Raw genomic sequence first — 18,253 nt, 5'->3', positions numbered from 1 at the left:
TATGATTTTTACTGAAATGGAACAGGGCGACTATGAACAATTAGTATTCTGCCAGGATAAAGCAAGCGGACTTAAAGCAATTATCTGTATTCACGATACGACACTTGGGCCGGCACTCGGGGGCATCAGGTTCTGGAATTACGAACATGAAGATGAAGCAATTACGGACGTGCTCCGTCTCGCTAAAGGCATGACTTACAAAAACGCAGCAGCAGGACTCAACCTCGGCGGCGGCAAGGCTGTTGTTATCGGAGATGCATCAAAAGACAAGTCAGAAGCATTCTTCCGATCGCTCGGACGTTACATTAACAATCTCGGCGGACGCTACATCGCAGCAGAAGATGTTGGTACAACTGTTGAAGATATGGATTACATTTACCAGGAAACTGACTATGTATGCGGCGTCAGCGAAGCCTACGGTTCGAGCGGCAACCCGAGTCCGTTTACAGCTCTCGGACTATTCGTTGCGACTCAGCGTACAGCTAAAGAAGCCTTCGGCAGCGACGATCTTGCAGGTAAAACTGTGGCAGTTCAGGGTGTCGGCAATGTGGCGTACAGCTTGTGTGCGCATCTGCATGAAGCAGGGGCAAAATTAATCGTAACGGATATCAGCGAAGCTGCAGTGCAGCGTGCGGTCGATGATTTCGGCGCGGAAGCTGTCGGTCTTGATGAGATCTACGGTGTCGCAGCGGATATCTTTGCACCATGTGCACTCGGCGGAATTTTAAACGATGATACGATTCCACAGCTGAAGGTTAAAGCGATTTGCGGCAGTGCGAACAACCAGCTGCTGGACATTGAAAAACACGGCCAGGCACTCGAGGATGCGGGCATTGTTTACGCACCGGATTACGTGGTAAACTCCGGCGGTGTGATTAATGTTGCTGATGAACTGGAAGGCTACAACAAAGAACGTGCAACAGCAAAAGTCAAAGATGTATATAACCAGATAGATAAAATCTTTACGATTGCAAAAGAACAAAATATTTCACCGCAGCACGCGGCAGATCATCTTGCAGAAGCGCGTATTAAAGCGATCCAGAATGTGAAGAGTGTATACACTCAATCTGATAAAAATATCCTTTCTGGAAGAAAATAGTAATGAAAAAGTTTATACTTGTATTAAATCTCGGGAGTACAACGACTAAAGTTGCGCTCTTCCGGGATTTAAATTGCCATATAGTTAAGACCTACTCCCATGACAAGGAACTAATCAGTCAGAATATTAACGAACAGAAAGCTGTACGCTACCATACGCTGATGATGTTTTTTTGTGAATGCGGTGTTCGGCCGGAAGAAGTCAGCATTGTCGCTTCACGCGGCGGTCTGCTTCATCCTGTTGAAGGCGGCACGTATTTAATCAACGAAGATATGCTTAAAGATTTAACGGAAGGCCGCTACGGAGATCACGCATCAAACTTAAGCGGCATACTCGCTGCTGACTTTGCTGAAAACTACAAAATCGAAGCTGTCATTACAGATCCGGTTGTCGTCGATGAACTGTGTGTAGAAGCTCAGTATACCGGCTTAAAAAATGTCAAAAGAACTTCCATTTTCCACGCATTGAACCAAAAAGCAGTGGCGAGAAAGTATGCTGAAAGTATAAAGAGAGACTACGAAGAGTTAAATTTAATCGTTATTCATATGGGCGGGGGCATAACAGTCGGTGCGCATCACCTTGGAAAGGTGATCGATGTCAACAACGGCCTGAACGGTGACGGACCGATGAGTCCGACACGCGCCGGCAGTATTCCGGCCGACGGCCTGCTTAAATATATAGAACGCTCCGGCCTGTCTCTTTCAGATATAAATAAACTGATCTCTAAACAGGGCGGGCTATTGTCTCATTTAAACACTGAAGATATCCGCGATATAGTAGCTGATATTGAACACGGTGACAAGAATAGCGAAGAAGTGCTTAACGCTATGGCTTTTCAAATCGGCAAGGAAATCGGCGCTAAAGCCGCTGTACTGCACGGTGAAATCGACCACATTATTTTTACAGGCGGTATCAGCCACAGCAGTTACGTAATGGAGTTAATCAGACCCTATATTTCATTTCTCGCACCAATAATGGTTTACCCGGGCGAACTTGAAATGGAAGCACTGGCCTACGGTGCATATACAGTAGAACAGGACAGAAACTTGCTGAAGACTTACAGAGCGGAGGAAACTCATGACTAAAAATTACGATACAGTGATCGTCGGCGGCGGTACAGGCGGATACATCGCTGCTATTAAACTCAGCCAGCTCGGCCACCAGGTCGCCGTTGTAGAGAAAAGCAAACTCGGCGGTACATGTTTAAACAAAGGATGTATTCCGACGAAAAGTTTTTTAAAAAGTGCAGAAGTCATTAACACGATGAAAAATGCAGAGCTATACGGTATTACACCACATAAGCCCTCATTTGAAATGTCAAATATTATTAGCCGGAAAGATAATGTCGTTAATAAAATGCAGGCCGGAATAAAATACCTGCTCGATAAAAACAAGGTGGATATTTACGAAGGGACAGCAACTGTTCTCGGTCCGTCATTGTTCTCACCCCTGGCTGGCGCTGTCAGTGTCAGCTATGAAGATGAAGAAAAAGAAAGTGAAATACTCGTTAACGATTTCGTCGTTATCGCTGCCGGTTCGAAGCCTGCAGAACTCCCTTTTATGCCGTTTGACGGTGAAGTAATTTTATCGAGTGATGATCTGATGTATATGGAAGATATTCCAAAGAAAATTGCAATTGTCGGCGGCGGTGTTATCGGCGTTGAATTCGCAACAATCTTGAATACATTCGGTTCAGAAGTCACTGTGCTTGAAGCGGCCGAGCATATTCTGCCGGCAGAAGACAAAGATGTAGCACAAGCTGTTCATAAATCTCTGTCTGATAGTGGAGTTGTTATTAAGACCGGTGTTAAACTGGAAGCTGAAGGCATCGATATTAAAAAAGACAGCGTGGGTCTCGTAATTGACGGGAACACTGAAGTATTCGATAAAGCAGTCGTTGCAATCGGACGAAAAGCAAACACGGAAGAACTCGGACTTCAGAACACCAAAGTTAAAATGGATCACGGTGTGATTGAAGTTAATGAATTCCAGCAGACCAGTGAATCGCACATCTATGCGATTGGAGATGTTACTTCATCCCAGCAGCTTGCACATGTTGCTATTGAAGAAGCTCTGATTGCAGCAGAGCATATTACGGACAATAATCCGCTTCAGCTTAATTATGACAATGTCCCGAGATGTATCTATACATCACCGGAAGTTGCTTCGATTGGTCTGACCACTAAGCAGCTAAAAGAAAATAATACAGAGTTTAAAACACATAAACTGCCACTCTCGGCAATAGCGAAAGCAGTCATCGAAGATGGCGGGGAAGGCTTCATTAAATTGAACGTCTCACCCGAAGGAGATATTCTCGGCGCCTCCGTAGTAGGTGCGCATGCGACCGAACTGATTAATCAGCTGTCGCTCGCGAAATTTATGGATGCTTCGGCGCTTGAATTGTCGAGCGCGGTATTTGCCCATCCATCTGTCGGAGAAATTATTAAAGAAATTGGACTTGATGCCGAAGGTATCGCAATTCACGTTTAGGAAGGTGAAATTCTTGTTATCACATAAAGAAACAGATTTATCAGAAACAGATTTACAGGAAATGTACAGAACAATGCTGCTATCGCGCCGTCTTGATGAGCGGATGTGGCTCTTAAACCGCGCAGGCAAGCTGCCCTTTGTCATTTCGTGCCAGGGACAGGAAGCAACTCAGGTCGGTGCGGCCTTCGCACTCGATAAAGATGTCGATATTATCAACCCTTACTACAGGGATCTTGCGCTCGTGACACATTTTGGCATGACGCCTGAAGAAACGATGCTGTCAGCCTTTGCCCGCGGTGCAGATGTGCAGAGCGGGGGACGCCAGATGCCGGGGCATTTCAGCAAGAAAGCGAGCAATATTATGACTCAGGGATCTGCTGTAACGACTCAGATCCCGCATGCAGTCGGCGCAAGCTACGTCTTTAAAATGAACGGTGAAAAACGTGTCTCTCTTGCAACGCTTGGTGAAGGTTCAACATCGCAGGGTGATTTCCACGAAGGATTAAACTTTGCCGGTGTGCACAAGCTGCCGTTTATCTGCCTGATTGAAAACAATAAATATGCAATCAGCGTACCGGTACATCTCCAGTATGGTGCAGACAAATTATCGGACCGGGCAGTCGGCTACGGCATGCACGGGGAACAAGTCGACGGCAACGATCCAATCGCTGTCTACAAAGTGATGAAAGAAGCGAGAGACCGGGCAGTTAACGGCGAAGGCGCATCTTTAATCGAAGCAATGTCCATTCGTTTAACACCGCACTCATCAGACGATGACGATAAATACCGTGAAGCTGATGAGCTTCAGAAAAATAAAAAAGATGACTGTCTGGAGTCATTTAAGCTCTATCTGCTCGAGGAAAAAATTATCGACGAAGCATGGCTTCAAACAGTAGAAGCTGAAATTAAAGATACTGTAAACAAGGCAACGAAAGCCGCCGAAGCTGCACCTTATGCAGCACCTGAACATACTTTAAAACACGTTTATGAGGAGGTAAACAATGGCTAAATTGTCTTATCTCGATGCAATTCGCGATGCCTTGTTTGTTGCGATGGAACAGGATGATAATGTATTTGTACTCGGTGAAGATGTCGGTAAAAAAGGCGGCGTCTTTAAAGTCACAGAAGGACTGCAGGAGAAATTCGGAGAAATGCGCGTCCTCGATACTCCGCTTGCTGAAAGCAATATTGTCGGTACGAGTGTCGGCGCTGCAATGATGGGTAAAAGGCCTGTCGCTGAAATCCAGTTTGCAGAATATATTCTGCCCGCAGTCAACCAGATATTAAATGAAGCGGCTAAAGTCCGTTACCGCTCGGATAACGACTGGAATGCGCCTATGGTTATCCGCGCGCCGTTCGGCGGTGGTATTCATGGGGCTCTGTATCATTCGCAGTCGATCGAATCGATCTTCGTCTCTACACCGGGACTGAAAGTTGTCGTACCTTCTACACCGGCAGATGCGAAAGGTTTATTGATGGCGGCTATTAAAGACAACGACCCGGTCTTATTCTTTGAACACAAAAAAGCTTACCGGCTTTTAAAAGGCGAAGTGCCCGAGGGTGATTATACGATCCCTCTCGGTAAAGCGGACGTTAAACGCGAAGGTGATGATATTACTGTCATTACTTACGGACTGTGCGTCAATTACGCTATGCAGGCGGCAGAACAGCTTTCAAAAGAAGGATACGAAGCGGAAATCCTTGATTTACGCACCCTTTATCCTCTGGATAAAGAAGCAATTATTAAAGCAGCTTCAAAAACAGGGAAAGTGCTGCTGGTAACTGAAGATAATCTCGAGGGCAGCCTGATCAGTGAAGTATCGGCAATTATCGGTGAAAACTGTCTTTACGATCTCGATGCGCCGATTATGCGCCTTGCGGGGCCGGATGTGCCGTCGATGCCGTATGCACCGCCGATGGAAGATTATTTTATGATGAATCCCGATAAAATTTACAATAAAATGCTCGAACTCAGCGAGTATTAAGAGGTGACAGACATGACGGAAATTACAATGCCTAAACTCGGGGAAAGCGTGACCGAGGGAACGATAGAAAACTGGCTGGTTAAAGTAGGAGACAGAGTCAGCGAATACGACCCGGTCTGTGAAGTCAATACAGCGAAAGTAACAGCTGAAGTGCCGTCGGTGCATGACGGTGTCATTACGGAAATACTTGCGGCCGAAGGTGAGACTGTCGATGTCGGCGCACCAATTTATAAAATTGATATTGACGGCGGAGCTGACGGAAAACCGGCAGCGAAAGAAGTATTTGAAACCGCTGAAAATAAAACTGAAGAAGAAGGGGTTAGATCAAATAAGCCTGATGTTAAAGCGCAGCCAGCCGGCCGGAGATTATCGCCGGTCGTCATGCGTTTAATCGGTGAGCACGGTATCGATATCGAGGAACTCGAGGGAACCGGCTTTAACGGGCGTATTACTAAAAAAGATGTCGAGAAGTATCTCGCTGAAGGACCGATTAAACAGCCTGATCAAGCTGTAAATCCACCGGCAGCTGAAAAAGAAAGACCAGCGGTCTCTGAGAGAGAATCATCGGTTAAAAGCGGCGAATCGATTAAAGTATCCGGCGTGCGTAAAGAAATTGCCAAACGCATGGTTCAGTCGAAAACTGAAATACCGCATGCCTGGCTGATGATGGAAGTGGATGCAACGAATCTCGTTAATCTGCGCAATAAACACAAGGCACGTTTTAAAGAGCAGGAAGGATACAATTTAACTTTCTTCAGCTTTTTCGTAAAAGCTGTGTCGGAAGTGCTGAAAGACTATCCGATTCTGAACAGTTCGTGGGACGGCGATACGATTACTGTCCACGATGATATTAACTTATCCATCGCAGTCGCGAATGAAGATAAGCTGTTCGTACCGGTGATTAAAAATGCCGATGAACGCTCCTTAACAGGCATCGCGAAATCTATCAGCACGCTCGCACATAAAGCCCGTTCGAACCAATTAACGGGTGACGATATGGCCGGCGGAACATTTACGGTGAATAACACAGGCGCCTTCGGTTCAATTCAGTCGATGGGAATTATTAATCAGCCTCAGGTGGCAATTCTGCAAGTGGAATCCATTGTGAAGAAACCGGTGTTTATCGGAGATATGCTCGCAGCGCGCCATATGGTTAATTTGTGCCTGTCAATCGACCACCGTGTGCTCGACGGATTAGTCGCAGGGCAGTTCCTTAAAGCTGTGAAAGAAAAAATTGAGAATCTCAATCCGGATGCAGATTCGGTTTATTAACTTTACAAACACTCATACGCTCGCTAAAATAAAGATTACTGACATGACTTTTAATGAGTCGTATAAAGGAGATTTTCAAAATGGATTTAGACTTTAATTTATACATGCAGGATTTAGTTCAGAATGCGCGTAAAGAATTAACAGACGTCGGGTATACAGAAATGCTTACACCGGATGACGTCGAAGCACACTTAAACAAAGAGGGAACCGCACTTGTTATGGTGAACTCTGTGTGCGGATGTGCCGGTGGTATTGCACGTCCTGCAGCCATTCATTCGTTAAATTACGACAAGCTTCCGGATCAGGTTCTGACAGTATTTGCAGGCCAGGATAAAGAAGCAACTGAACAGATGCGTGACAAAGCACCTGATTATTTACCATCATCTCCATCATTTGCGTTCTTTAAAGACGGTAAAATCGTCGATATGATTGAACGCCACGAAATTGAAGGCCATGAAATCATGAGCGTTATTACCGGACTGCAAGCGTGGTTTGAAGAATACGGTAAAGAAGCATAAGAAAATAAAACACCCTCAACTATTTATTGAGGGTGTTTTTACACTGATTTTAAAATGAAGTTAAGTAGCTGACACCCATTAAGAGGCCGGAAACTACTATAAGTATAATCATAAACCAGATTATATATCTTTGTACTTTTTTATTTTGCATGCGCCCATCACCTTTAAGAATTTATTGTTACAATAACTATACATGAAGATAATTCAATATATCAACTGCTGGAGGCATAATTTTATGAATAAAGAACGTCTGACAGAACAATTTTTAGAAATCGTGCAAATAGACTCAGTCTCAGGACAGGAAAGAAAAGTAGCGGACTACCTGCTTAATCTTCTGACCGAACTCGATCTTGCAGGTTTCGAGGATAACACACAGGATGTAACAGGCTACGGAGCAGGCAACTTAATTTTTACTCTTAAAGGCGAAGAAAACATTTCGCCGGTAGCATTTATGGTGCATATGGACACAGTTACGCCGGGAATCGGAGTTAAACCGCACATCGAAGACGGCTATGTATATTCGGACGGCACAACAATTTTAGGCGCTGATGACAAAGCGGGTATTTCTGCAATCATCGAAGCGGTACGCGTGCTGAAAGAAGAAAATATTCCTCACGGTGATGTTGAAGTCATTATTACAGTGGGCGAGGAAACAGGTTTAGTCGGCGCGAAAGCGCTGGATATTAAAAATATTAAAAGTAAGTTCGGCTACGCTGTCGACGGGACAGGTGAAGTCGGTACAATTGTTAACCGTGCACCGTCTCAGACAAAAATTAAAGCGCAGATTTATGGTAAAAAAGCACATGCCGGCATCGAACCTGAAAAAGGTATCAGTGCAATTAACCTTGCTGCCAAAGCAATCAGCAAGATGAATCTCGGACGTATCGATGAAGAAACGACATCAAACATCGGAACGATCCAGGGCGGCCAGGCGACGAATATCGTTGCTGATAATGTGGAGATTTTAGCGGAAGTGCGCAGTTTATCAGATGAAAAACTTCAAGCAGAATCCGAGAAAATCAAAACCGCCTTTGAAGAAACAGCAGCGGAATACGGCGGCAGCGCTGATGTCAAGGTTGATCTTATGTACCCGTCACTGCACGCACCAAAAGAAGACCCTGTTATCACAACAGCAGCAGAAGCAATTGAGAATATCGGCAGAGAAACTGACATTATCAGTCTCGGGGGAGGCAGTGACGGCAATATCTTCCACGGCCAGGGTGTACCAACGGCAATTTTAGGAGTGGGATACGAATATATTCACACGACAAGCGAACGTATGCCGCTTGAAGAATTGTACAAAATGACGGAACTGATTGTTGAAATTGTTAAAGTGCACTATAAAAATGAGAATAAATAATTTTGAGCCGGGGCGGAGGTCCCGGCTTTTTATCTGGGATTTTCGTCCTCATGTATATGTATTTCTTTATACGTATGCATGAGACTTCTTCATGTATATGTAAAAAGAAATACATAGGCGTGAGGCTTGTTCATGACTACGATTAAGGATTTACGTATATATGAGATTCCGTCATACCTACGGAAACGGAAATACGTATACATGAGAACCGTTTGCTGCCACTCACTTCAGGCTGATAAACAATAATCAACCGCATAAAGGAACCGGCTTGAGTCGTACAACAACAAAACCCGCTAAAAATTATAAGATTTTCAGCGGGTTTCATCAATTATTCATCTAAAGCCTGCCACACCTGGATTTTTGTTCCGGGGTCTTCAAAGGAGTAAGTAGGTTTAATTAATTCGAGTGAAAAGTCACATGTCATATTAACATCTTCACGGAAATGCCATCTTCTGAATATATATTCGTACACTTTATCGATGGCAGCACTCGGATCGCCGGATGTTTCAAATATTTCATAGTTCATAGATTCGGTAAAAGTTTCGTCAAAGGGGGTGTGCTGATAGCTTGCCGTCCCGACGAAGATTTCCATTTCTCCGTCGATAAACCGCTCCTGGACAAAGATTCCTTTTACAAAACCGTCGTTGTATCTTAAGATTTCATCAATCAGTCCATCGCGCTCAAGAATTTTTAGAAACTTGTATTTATAGTCGGGCTGATATGAGTTAATATCAAAATACTGAGCAATGCCAATCAGCCGAAAGCTTTCGACAAAGCTTCTGTGAGAAGGATATTTTGGTTTTTTCGTCGGCACCACTTCAAAGGAAATATAATCCAGCAGGTCCATCTTTTTAATATGACGTTCTGTTTCGTGCACTGGAATACCGAAGGTTCTTCTGTATATTTTTTTGAAAGCATCAATATCGCGGTAACCGTAATATTTAGTAATATCAACGAGGCGTCTGTGTCCCTGGTAAACTTCGTAGGCAATTTCCGTCATGCATCGTTTTTCCTGATACTGGTATGGTGTCATTCCAACGAGTGAAGTAAATATCGTCATAAATGATTTCTGTTCCACTCCCATATTTTCCAAAACCTCACCAAAATCTATATTTTCTCTGAGGTGGTCTTCTATATATACGATAAATCTTTCTACAAATCTGATCGTTTCCATGTCATCACCTATACTTAATATGCTCTTATTTATTATTCCACCCGCGGGTAAAAAACACAACTGATTATATGATATAATAAAACAATTAATTAACGAGGTGTCGAAATGAAATTTACTGTTTTGGGTTCGGGGGCAGGGCTTCCGTCTAAAGATAGAAATACGCAGAGTTTTGTTATTGACTGCGTGCTTGAATACAATGAATATATTTTAATCGATGCCGGTGAGGCTCTGCAGCACCGCATCCTTCATACTCATATTAAACCATCTAAGATAAAAAATATATTTATAACGCATCTGCACGGCGACCATATTTTCGGTCTGCCGGGATTTTTATCGTCGAGAGCTTTTCAGGGTGGAGAAGGAATTCCTCTTAAAATATACGGGCCTCGGGGCCTCCGGGAATGGCTGGAGACGACTTTCCGTATTTCCGAGAGCACGCTCAATTATCCGCTTGAAATCATCGAAGTCGAAGCTCATATGAAGATACGTCTGAACAATTTTGATGTTCACGTGCTGCCTTTATCACACGGTATTGAGTCTTTCGGTTACATTTTTAAAGAAGATGACAAAATAGGAGAGCTTCAGACGGATAAACTCCGCGAAATCGGCTTAAAACCTGGCCCTGTTTACGGAGAGATTAAGTCGGCTGAAACTTTTACTGTCGATAATACAGTGTATAAGTCAGCGGATTTTATCGGAGAAACGATAAGAGGACGCAAGATTACAGTGCACGGAGATACACGATTAAACAGTGATGAGGAGTATTTGAATCTAATCCGGAACTCTGACCTCGTTGTTCACGAAGCTACATTTTTAAAAAATGAAAGAGAAAAAGCACATGATTATTTCCATTCGGAAGTTAATCATGTGCTGGATATTTTTAAAGATATTAATTACAAAGAGCTCCTAATTGTGCATATAAGCAGCCGCTATACTGATGAGGATATTAAAGAAGTCTCAGCCTTGCTTGAAGGCCGCGCAGTTATTGCTTATGACTATTTTGAACTTCCCATCCCGCGTAACGTGAAATAAAATCGGCGACCGTCTGACGGTATTGTTTCGGATTGCGGTTGTAGCTTTCTACGTGATTGCCGCGCTCCGGATACCACTGTTCTTTCGGTCCTTTTTTCTTGTTATAGAGCTCGATGCTTGCTTCGTAGGGAATAAATGAATCCCGTTTCGAATGGATAAACAGAACGGGCTGTTCTATTTTATCGACAACTTTAACCGGTGATACGTGGTACAAGCTGAACTTGCTTCTTAATTTCAGGAAAACATAGGTAAACAGCAGTACTACCGGTGATGCAACCCGGGAATACGAAGTATAGATATGCGCGAGCTGATCTCTGAACTTCGCAAAAGATGCGTCTGATATATAAAATTTTGCTTTGTTCGACAGTTCGCCCGCATACAGCAGCGTGGTTGCGGCACCCATAGATTCACCATGCACCCCGAATTCAATATCATCACCGTAATTGTCGAGGAGGTATTCAATAACTGTTTCAAGGTCAAACTTCTCGTAAAAGCCGTAAGTTGAATCGACACCGCCAGAGTCGCCGTGACGGCGCGCATCGTAAACAACACAGTTAAAGCCCATATCTTTAAATAAATTGACGTATTTGGTTGAACTCAGCTTGTTTTCGGATACGCCGTGGCAAATAACTATCCATTTGTTTGTCTCATTCGGGTAAATGAAGGAGGCGCTGATATCATAGCCGAATCTTGACGGTACGTTTACGATGTCTTTAGGAAGCTGCTCGTACTCTTCCATATTCATCCGTTTCGCACGCGTTTCGCGGCGTTTAATAATTTCAACGTCTCTCAGTTTAAAAAACATAATCTGGCTCGAAGCAAAGTAGCCGAGCGATATAAACATCACAGCTGCCGACATGAAGAGGGCGGTAAGCCATTTGAAAAAACTTTTCATTGTGATCCTCCATTCTTATAACAACAATTATTATATCACCTGTATAAAAATTTCAAATCGTTATTTTTACAACTTAATGTGATATATTTAATATAATTATTGAAAAGCGGTGATTAATATTTCTAATGAGCATTTAATAGAGAAAACACGTTCCAAAGAAGACATATATGATGGTAAAATAATCGATGTCAAAAAACTGACGGTGGAATTACCGAACGGCAAGGAAGCACACAGAGAAGTCGTTTACCATAAAGGGGCGGTCGCTGTAATTGCGACCGACAGTGAATGTATGTATTTCGTTAAACAGTTCAGAATTTCAACTGAAGAAGTACTGCTTGAAGTACCGGCAGGAAAAATTGAAATTGATGAACATCCCGATGACACAGTAAAAAAAGAGCTGAAAGAAGAAATCGGCGGCGAGTCAGGCGATATAAAAAAACTGTATGAATTTTACGTTTCACCCGGATTCTCAAGTGAATTAATTCATTTATATGAAGCAAACGAAGTTTCCTTTGGTGATTCTCAATTGGAAGATGACGAATTTTTAGATATCGTTAAAATTCCGCTGACAGAATTAAAAGAGAAATTGCATAACGGCCAGTTCAGAGACGGTAAAACACTAGTTGCTGTCCACCATGTGCTTCTGTCCAGAGGTTATTTGTAATTATTATAAATAACTTTTAAAATACTGAGAAGTTATGTATAATTGTTATCAATAAGATTATGAAGGTTAGAAGGTGCAGTTGTGGAAAAAAGAATTGAGCGCATTAAAGAAGCCTTGCACGATGCTCGGTATAAACTAACTCCACAGCGGGAGGTCACTGTGAGAGTGCTGCTTGAAAATGAGAGCTCTCATTTGAGTGCTGAAGATGTTTTTATGAAAGTAAAAGATAAATACCCGGAAATCGGGCTGGCAACAGTATACCGCACACTGGAGCTTTTAAATGAACTGAATATACTCGATAAGGTTAATTTTGGCGACGGCGTTTCAAGATACGACCTCAGAAAAGAAGGTGCCCAGCATTTTCATCATCATTTAATTTGTATACATTGCGGCTCGGTGGAAGAAATCGAAGAAGATTTACTGACGGATGTTGAAAAAATCGTTTCACGTGATTTTAACTTTGACATTATCGACCACCGTTTAACTTTCCACGGTGTCTGCAAGTTATGCAAAGGGAAAGAAGGAAGCACAGATGCTTAACCGTTATATCGATGAATACTTGACCTATCTGAAAATCGAGAGAGGTTTAAGCAACGCGTCGATATCATCATATAAACAGGATTTAAAACAATACAATCAATATTTAACTGATGAAAATGTTACGGGTGTCGAACAGATTACGGCAGAAATCCTCGTAACATTTTTACAGTTTTTATCGCTCAGCGGTAAAAGCAACAAAACCATCAGACGCATCCAGTCGACACTCAGAAATTTTCATCAGTTTTTGCAGATTGAGCAAGTGATTGATACGAACCCTGCACTCCGGCTCAATACGCCTAAAGAAGAACGCGAGCTGCCGGTTGTGCTGTCCGTTGAAGAAATGGAAACGCTGCTGCATTCTCCTGATTCGACTGCCCAGGGCATACGCGACAACGCAATAATGGAACTGCTGTACGCGAGCGGACTCAGAGTCAGCGAGCTGATTAATTTAAAGCTCGGCGACTTGAATCTGGACATGGGTTTTATTCGTGTATACGGCAAGGGTGATAAAGAAAGAATCGTTCCGACGACCGAATATGTTGCAGATAAATTAAATAATTATATAAAAAATCAGCGTTTAACATTATTAAAGCATGAAAATACTGATATACTGTTTCTTACGAACAGAGGTAAAGGTTTCACCCGTCAGGGATTATGGAAGACCATTAAAAAGTATGTACTGATCAGCGGCATCAATAAAAATATTACGCCGCACACATTCCGGCATTCTTTTGCCACGCATTTAATTGAGAACGGCGCAGATCTCCGCGCGGTTCAGGAAATGCTCGGTCATTCTGATATATCAACCACACAGGTGTACACACAAATCTCTGCAAGCAAAATCAGAGAGATGTATAAACAGTTCCATCCAAGAAAGTAGGTAAATTTATAATGTACAAAAAAATTCATTTAATCGTTCTAGATTCTGTCGGTATCGGGGAAGCTCCGGATGCTGAAGACTTCGGTGATACCGGAACGCATACTTTAAAACATACGCTGGAAGCACATCCGAATACGCTGCCGAATCTCGCGAAACTCGGGCTAGGCAATATCGAAGCACTGCCAGGTGTTGAAAAAACTGAAAATACAACAGGTTTTTACACTAAGATGCAGGAAGTATCGAAAGGTAAAGATACGATGACCGGGCACTGGGAAATTGCCGGTCTGAATATCGATACAGCTTTCAAAGTCTATCCCGACGGATTTTCAGATGAACTGCTGGAAAAAATCACCGAAGCAACAGGACGCGGCATCGTCGGCAACAAACCGGCGAGCGGTACCGATATTATCGAAGAATACGGTGAGCATCAGATAGAAACAGGAGATTTGATTATTTATACATCAAACGATCCTGTTCTCCAAATCGCGGCGAATGAAGAAGTGATTCCGCTTGAGGAAATTTACGAAATCTGTGAAAAAGTACGTGAAATGACAAAAGCCCCAGAGTTTTTAGTCGGCCGTGTTATTGCACGTCCGTTTGTCGGTTCTAAAAAAGGTGAATTTAAGCGTACCGAAAACCGTCATGACTATGCGCTGAAACCATTCGGCAAAACTGTGCTGGACGCGCTTAAAGATGAGGGCAAAGATGTTATCGCAATCGGCAAGATTAACGATATCTTTACAGGCAGCGGAATCACAGATGCAGTCCGCACAAAAAATAACGATGACGGAGTCGATAAACTTCTCGAGGTCATGGACCGCGACTTTAACGGGTTATCATTCCTGAATCTGGTGGACTTTGACGCGGAATACGGTCACCGCCGTGATCCTGAAGGCTACAGCAATGCCTTAAAAGCCTTTGACGACAGACTGCCTGAACTTACCGGCAAACTGACAGAAGACGATCTCTTAATTATTACAGCAGATCACGGAAATGACCCTACTTACACAGGGACAGACCACACGAGAGAATATGTTCCGCTTTTAATCACGACAGGCAAAGACCTGGACTTTGGTGAGATCAACCAATGCGGCACCTTCAGCAATATCGCAGCAACCATTGCTGAAAACTTCGGCGTGGACTACGAAACACACGGGCAAAGTTTCTTAAAGGAATTAAAATAAATGAATAAAGCAAAATATATTATCTTTTTCGGCATCCTCCTTATGAGTATTATATGGGGATTCATCTATTGGATATTTGTTGTTTAAGTTAAATAAGAAAGATGGATAAACGGTCTGAACCCCTTTATTTTAAGGTGTTTGGGCTGTTTTTTTTGTTTTCAGAGGGCAGCAGGGAGGTCTCATGTATATGCAATCTGATTATCGTAGGCGTGAAGGTTGCTCATGTATATGCAAACTGATTATCGTAGGCATGAGGGTTGCTCATGTATATGTAATCTGATTATCGTAGGCGTGAGGGTTGCTCATGTATATGCATAAGATGATACGTATACATGAGAGCAGATTTTAACCCATAATAAAATTCTCCATCAAAAAAGAGAGTCCAAAATCGACTCTCCAACATAATATTCGTTTATCGACCAAATGAAAATGTCATATCAGGCTGATAACTTATATTCGATCGTATGAGGGACATGTTCATTGAGGCTATAAAAAGCTTTGGTCCCAAAGAGCAAACCGCCATGGGATGATTATATACATTTTTCTCATTGAACATCTCACATTTAGACAATTAGATAATTATGCGTCTTCACATCAAAACAGGCACCATACTCATCTTTTCCGCTGTTCCAATTTCCGGTTCAGCGCCTCGAGCCGCGCTTCAATAACATCTTCGCGGTCGCGCAGCCGGTGTCTGTGGACTATTTCTTCATTTTTTTCAAAGCGTTCTAAAATATCCAGAGTAAATGCGCTGTACGATTCATACTCATCCTGATGCATATCATAAAGAGACTCGTATACCCAGTTCAGAACCGGAAAATTCATCGGTTTAAAGGGTGTATCTGCCAGGTGCTGGTAGCGTTCCTGAAGCAGGCTGATTAACTGCTCAGTAAAACCGAATGCTGTCACATCATACTCGTGTTTCCCATAAAGTTTCAGCGCGCGTTTATAAGATGTCGCTGCGCCGATAACATTGTCTCTTCGGTAATGGTATTCACCGGTCACAATTAGCACGAAGAACACTTCAGCGTCTTCTTTCGTAAAGTCACCCTTGTCTTTCCATGCATCTTCCATGATTTCATGGCATTCGAAGTAATCTTGCTTTATAATTAATTCGTTAAAGAATTGTAAGAGTATTTTTTTATCGATACGTATCACTCCTGAAATTGAGGTTTTATAATGACTGCTTATAAAGTGAAATTAGATGTTTTTGAAGGACCGCTCGATCTGCTGCTTCATTTGATTAAAGAACTTGAAATCGATATTTACGATATTCCGATGAAAATGCTCACTGAACAGTATATGGAATATATTAATCAGATGAAAGAACTTGAGCTTAATGTTGCAAGCGATTATCTCGTTATGGCGAGCGAGCTTGTGAAAATTAAAAGCCACATGCTGCTGCCGGAACCCCCCATGCCTGATGATGATTATGAAGACCCGCGCGAGCAGCTGATGTCCCAGCTAATAGAATATCAAAATTATAAATTATATGCTGAAGAATTGAATAAGCTGAAAGCGGAGAACAGTCTCCAGTTCATCAAAGCACCGCATGCTTTCGAAGATGAGTACGAAGATTCCGGCACTCTCGAGCTGAGTCTTCACGACTTGCTTGAAGCATACAGCAAAGTAAAGTCACGCGTCTCTCTTAACGAAGAGTCCTACGTCGTCGTGCAGCGCGAAGTTTATACGAAGGAACAGGCAGTGACTTTTATCGCCGCGAAATTTAAAGACAGAAAATCTTTAAAAATGACCGAGATTCTTACTTTCGATGAACCCCGCAGCAAAGTAGTGCAAGTATTTATTACTATACTAGATTATATCAGTCAAAATCTCTATCAGATTACACGCATTGATGAAGATGATTTTGAGCTCGAAAGGTTGGCTTAGATTTGGAAAAAATAAACATCATTGAAGGTTTATTATATATTGCCGGTGATCTCGGTTTAAGTGAAGAAACACTGATGATGCACGTGCCGATTACTAAAATGCAGCTTGAGGCCGAAGTGAAAAAATACGATAAAGAGCATTTAACAATTACCCGTCACGGCGACATGTACTTTTTAAAAACGACGGATAATATGGAGAAATATATTAAAAGAGTGCTCGCTGACCGGCCGACGAAGAAGTTATCCCAGGCGGCGCTTGAAGTGCTTGCAATAATTGCCTACAATCAGCCGATTTCGAGGAACGGCATAGAAAGCGTTCGCGGCATTCAGTCGGACGGTCCAATTGCAACACTGGTCAATAAAGGGCTGGTGAAAAAGAAAAATATTAGTGACGAACGCGCTCAGCATTTCGAAACCACTCAAAGCTTTTTGGAAATATTCGGTCTGGAATCTTTAGATGACCTGCCGGCAGATGATATGATAGCAGAACAGGAAGAAATCGACTTGTTCTTCAATAGCTTAAAGGAGCAAAATTAATGAAAACTACACGGTTAAATAAAAAAATTGCAGATGCAGGCATTACTTCACGGCGAAAAGCGGACACACTAATAGAAGAGGGCCGCGTTTTCGTTAACGGCAAGAAAGTTACTGAACTCGGACTTCAAGTGACTGACAAAGATCAGGTGACTGTCGACGGCGTGCAGCTGACCAAAGAAGAGCCGGTCCATATTTTATACTACAAGCCGGCAGGTGAAATCTCTGCTGCAGAAGACGATAAAAAGCGAGATACAGTGATAGACGCTTTTCACGATATCGACGCGCGTCTTTATCCAGTAGGACGGCTCGACTACGATACTTCAGGGCTTTTACTCGTTACGAACGATGGTGAATTTACCCAGCTCATGACCCACCCAAAATACGAAATGAAGAAAACATACCGAGTTAAAACAGACGGAATTTTACTCCGCCATCAGCAGGATGAAATGCGCCGGGGCATCAGACTCGACGACGGCAAAACTGCACCTTGTGATTTAAAAGTAATTCGCGACAAGGGCGGCAAAGATATGATTTTGGAAATTACAATTCATGAAGGACGCAACCGTCAGGTGAGAAGAATGTTTGAACATTTCGGTTTAAATGTCACAAAGCTGACACGCATCCGTTTCGACTTCCTGACACTCGACGGCTTAAAAGAGGGCGACTACCGTTTCCTGAAGCCTCATGAAGTCAAAAAGTTGATTGCGAACAGTAAGAAGTAAGCGTTTAAATGT

General features: G+C 42.8%; 20 protein-coding genes. 16 read left to right on the top strand and 4 right to left on the bottom strand.

Features of this window, described 5'->3' with window-relative positions:
- Position 1: 1 nt before the first annotated feature.
- The 7 genes from DFR63_RS03475 (at position 2) to DFR63_RS03445 (ending at position 7,364) form a co-directional block, all read left to right on the top strand.
- Positions 2-1,099 carry a Glu/Leu/Phe/Val family dehydrogenase gene (locus tag DFR63_RS03475; protein ID WP_115884344.1) on the top strand — a complete coding sequence of 366 codons (1,098 nt, stop codon included), beginning with the start codon at positions 2-4 and terminating at the stop codon, positions 1,097-1,099.
- Positions 1,100-1,101: 2 nt separating this feature from the next.
- Positions 1,102-2,184 (top strand): butyrate kinase, encoded by a 1,083-nt coding sequence (buk, locus tag DFR63_RS03470; protein WP_115884343.1) that lies wholly within the window; start codon positions 1,102-1,104, stop codon positions 2,182-2,184.
- Positions 2,177-3,589, top strand: a complete 1,413-nt coding sequence (lpdA, locus tag DFR63_RS03465) for a dihydrolipoyl dehydrogenase (protein WP_115884342.1) — start codon at positions 2,177-2,179, stop codon at positions 3,587-3,589. The genes buk and lpdA overlap by 8 nt, the downstream gene beginning before the upstream one ends.
- A gap of 13 nt (positions 3,590-3,602) precedes the next feature.
- Positions 3,603-4,598 carry a thiamine pyrophosphate-dependent dehydrogenase E1 component subunit alpha gene (locus DFR63_RS03460; protein ID WP_115884341.1) on the top strand — a complete coding sequence of 332 codons (996 nt, stop codon included), beginning with the start codon at positions 3,603-3,605 and terminating at the stop codon, positions 4,596-4,598.
- On the top strand, positions 4,591-5,574 hold the full coding sequence (locus DFR63_RS03455) for an alpha-ketoacid dehydrogenase subunit beta (protein ID WP_115884340.1): 984 nt from the start codon (positions 4,591-4,593) through the stop codon (positions 5,572-5,574). Before DFR63_RS03460 ends, DFR63_RS03455 begins: the two co-directional genes overlap by 8 nt.
- A gap of 12 nt (positions 5,575-5,586) precedes the next feature.
- A complete protein-coding gene (locus tag DFR63_RS03450) occupies positions 5,587-6,846 on the top strand; it encodes a dihydrolipoamide acetyltransferase family protein (RefSeq protein WP_115884339.1) in 1,260 nt (419 codons plus the stop codon).
- Between the two features lie 80 nt (positions 6,847-6,926).
- Positions 6,927-7,364 (top strand): BrxA/BrxB family bacilliredoxin, encoded by a 438-nt coding sequence (locus DFR63_RS03445; RefSeq protein WP_115884338.1) that lies wholly within the window; start codon positions 6,927-6,929, stop codon positions 7,362-7,364.
- A gap of 49 nt (positions 7,365-7,413) precedes the next feature.
- Here DFR63_RS03445 and prli42 read toward each other — a convergent pair whose 3' ends face one another.
- On the bottom strand, positions 7,414-7,515 hold the full coding sequence (gene prli42, locus DFR63_RS12070; RefSeq protein ID WP_162842266.1) for a stressosome-associated protein Prli42: 102 nt from the start codon (positions 7,513-7,515) through the stop codon (positions 7,414-7,416).
- Positions 7,516-7,599: 84 nt separating this feature from the next.
- Between prli42 and DFR63_RS03440 the strand changes: the two genes are divergently transcribed.
- Positions 7,600-8,724: a M20/M25/M40 family metallo-hydrolase gene (locus tag DFR63_RS03440; RefSeq protein WP_115884337.1), complete on the top strand. Its 1,125-nt coding sequence runs from the start codon at positions 7,600-7,602 to the stop codon at positions 8,722-8,724.
- Positions 8,725-9,052: 328 nt separating this feature from the next.
- On the opposite strand, the gene DFR63_RS03435 is transcribed toward DFR63_RS03440, so the two are convergent.
- Positions 9,053-9,898 carry a helix-turn-helix domain-containing protein gene (locus DFR63_RS03435; RefSeq protein ID WP_115884336.1) on the bottom strand — a complete coding sequence of 282 codons (846 nt, stop codon included), beginning with the start codon at positions 9,896-9,898 and terminating at the stop codon, positions 9,053-9,055.
- Between the two features lie 105 nt (positions 9,899-10,003).
- On the opposite strand from DFR63_RS03435, the gene rnz reads away from it, so the two are divergent.
- A complete protein-coding gene (gene rnz, locus DFR63_RS03430; protein WP_115884335.1) occupies positions 10,004-10,930 on the top strand; it encodes a ribonuclease Z in 927 nt (308 codons plus the stop codon).
- Here rnz and DFR63_RS03425 read toward each other — a convergent pair.
- Positions 10,881-11,825 (bottom strand): alpha/beta hydrolase, encoded by a 945-nt coding sequence (locus DFR63_RS03425; RefSeq protein ID WP_115884334.1) that lies wholly within the window; start codon positions 11,823-11,825, stop codon positions 10,881-10,883. The genes rnz and DFR63_RS03425 overlap by 50 nt on opposite strands.
- Positions 11,826-11,934: 109 nt before the next feature.
- Between DFR63_RS03425 and DFR63_RS03420 the strand changes: the two genes are divergently transcribed.
- The 4 genes from DFR63_RS03420 to deoB all read left to right on the top strand — a co-directional run bounded on the left by DFR63_RS03420 (position 11,935) and on the right by deoB (position 15,093).
- The gene (locus tag DFR63_RS03420) at positions 11,935-12,489 is read left to right on the top strand and encodes an NUDIX hydrolase (RefSeq protein ID WP_245954119.1); all 555 of its coding nucleotides are present in this window, start codon (positions 11,935-11,937) and stop codon (positions 12,487-12,489) included.
- 81 nt (positions 12,490-12,570) lie between these two features.
- A complete protein-coding gene (gene fur / locus DFR63_RS03415) occupies positions 12,571-13,029 on the top strand; it encodes a ferric iron uptake transcriptional regulator (RefSeq protein WP_115884333.1) in 459 nt (152 codons plus the stop codon).
- Positions 13,022-13,909, top strand: coding sequence for a site-specific tyrosine recombinase XerD (gene xerD, locus DFR63_RS03410; protein WP_115884332.1), 888 nt, complete (start codon positions 13,022-13,024; stop codon positions 13,907-13,909). Before fur ends, xerD begins: the two co-directional genes overlap by 8 nt.
- Before the next feature lie 11 nt (positions 13,910-13,920).
- Positions 13,921-15,093, top strand: a complete 1,173-nt coding sequence (deoB, locus tag DFR63_RS03405; protein ID WP_115884331.1) for a phosphopentomutase — start codon at positions 13,921-13,923, stop codon at positions 15,091-15,093.
- Between the two features lie 612 nt (positions 15,094-15,705).
- Here the strand turns inward: deoB and DFR63_RS03400 are convergent.
- Complete coding sequence (locus tag DFR63_RS03400; protein WP_162842265.1) at positions 15,706-16,251, bottom strand: DUF309 domain-containing protein; 546 nt, start codon at positions 16,249-16,251, stop codon at positions 15,706-15,708.
- 21 nt (positions 16,252-16,272) lie between these two features.
- On the opposite strand from DFR63_RS03400, the gene DFR63_RS03395 reads away from it, so the two are divergent.
- The 3 genes from DFR63_RS03395 to DFR63_RS03385 are packed head-to-tail and all read left to right on the top strand — an operon-like array spanning position 16,273 to position 18,241.
- Complete coding sequence (locus DFR63_RS03395) at positions 16,273-16,983, top strand: segregation and condensation protein A (protein WP_115884329.1); 711 nt, start codon at positions 16,273-16,275, stop codon at positions 16,981-16,983.
- A 2-nt stretch (positions 16,984-16,985) separates the two neighbouring features.
- Positions 16,986-17,519 (top strand): SMC-Scp complex subunit ScpB, encoded by a 534-nt coding sequence (gene scpB / locus DFR63_RS03390; protein WP_115884328.1) that lies wholly within the window; start codon positions 16,986-16,988, stop codon positions 17,517-17,519.
- The gene (locus DFR63_RS03385) at positions 17,519-18,241 is read left to right on the top strand and encodes a pseudouridine synthase (protein ID WP_115884327.1); all 723 of its coding nucleotides are present in this window, start codon (positions 17,519-17,521) and stop codon (positions 18,239-18,241) included. Before scpB ends, DFR63_RS03385 begins: the two co-directional genes overlap by 1 nt.
- Positions 18,242-18,253 lie beyond the last annotated feature (12 nt).

It is taken from the genome of Jeotgalicoccus halotolerans, assembly GCF_003387165.1.
GTDB lineage: Bacteria > Bacillota > Bacilli > Staphylococcales > Salinicoccaceae > Jeotgalicoccus > Jeotgalicoccus halotolerans.
The sequence above is the reverse complement of the archived record's forward strand: the minus strand, read 5'-3'. Positions and strand labels throughout refer to the sequence as shown.

What these genes read in the sequence shown, in the direction of transcription:
- buk (WP_115884343.1), top strand. Translation starts at nt 1,102, where the DNA reads ATGAAAAAGTTTATACTTGTATTAAATCTCGGGAGTACAACGACTAAA.
- prli42 (WP_162842266.1), bottom strand. Translation starts at nt 7,515, where the DNA reads ATGCAAAATAAAAAAGTACAAAGATATATAATCTGGTTTATGATTATA.
- DFR63_RS03395 (WP_115884329.1), top strand. Translation starts at nt 16,273, where the DNA reads ATGACTGCTTATAAAGTGAAATTAGATGTTTTTGAAGGACCGCTCGAT.
- lpdA (WP_115884342.1), top strand. Translation starts at nt 2,177, where the DNA reads ATGACTAAAAATTACGATACAGTGATCGTCGGCGGCGGTACAGGCGGA.
- DFR63_RS03435 (WP_115884336.1), bottom strand. Translation starts at nt 9,898, where the DNA reads ATGGAAACGATCAGATTTGTAGAAAGATTTATCGTATATATAGAAGAC.
- DFR63_RS03385 (WP_115884327.1), top strand. Translation starts at nt 17,519, where the DNA reads ATGAAAACTACACGGTTAAATAAAAAAATTGCAGATGCAGGCATTACT.
- DFR63_RS03425 (WP_115884334.1), bottom strand. Translation starts at nt 11,825, where the DNA reads ATGAAAAGTTTTTTCAAATGGCTTACCGCCCTCTTCATGTCGGCAGCT.
- DFR63_RS03450 (WP_115884339.1), top strand. Translation starts at nt 5,587, where the DNA reads ATGACGGAAATTACAATGCCTAAACTCGGGGAAAGCGTGACCGAGGGA.
- DFR63_RS03440 (WP_115884337.1), top strand. Translation starts at nt 7,600, where the DNA reads ATGAATAAAGAACGTCTGACAGAACAATTTTTAGAAATCGTGCAAATA.
- DFR63_RS03455 (WP_115884340.1), top strand. Translation starts at nt 4,591, where the DNA reads ATGGCTAAATTGTCTTATCTCGATGCAATTCGCGATGCCTTGTTTGTT.
- DFR63_RS03475 (WP_115884344.1), top strand. Translation starts at nt 2, where the DNA reads ATGATTTTTACTGAAATGGAACAGGGCGACTATGAACAATTAGTATTC.
- rnz (WP_115884335.1), top strand. Translation starts at nt 10,004, where the DNA reads ATGAAATTTACTGTTTTGGGTTCGGGGGCAGGGCTTCCGTCTAAAGAT.
- deoB (WP_115884331.1), top strand. Translation starts at nt 13,921, where the DNA reads ATGTACAAAAAAATTCATTTAATCGTTCTAGATTCTGTCGGTATCGGG.
- DFR63_RS03445 (WP_115884338.1), top strand. Translation starts at nt 6,927, where the DNA reads ATGGATTTAGACTTTAATTTATACATGCAGGATTTAGTTCAGAATGCG.
- xerD (WP_115884332.1), top strand. Translation starts at nt 13,022, where the DNA reads ATGCTTAACCGTTATATCGATGAATACTTGACCTATCTGAAAATCGAG.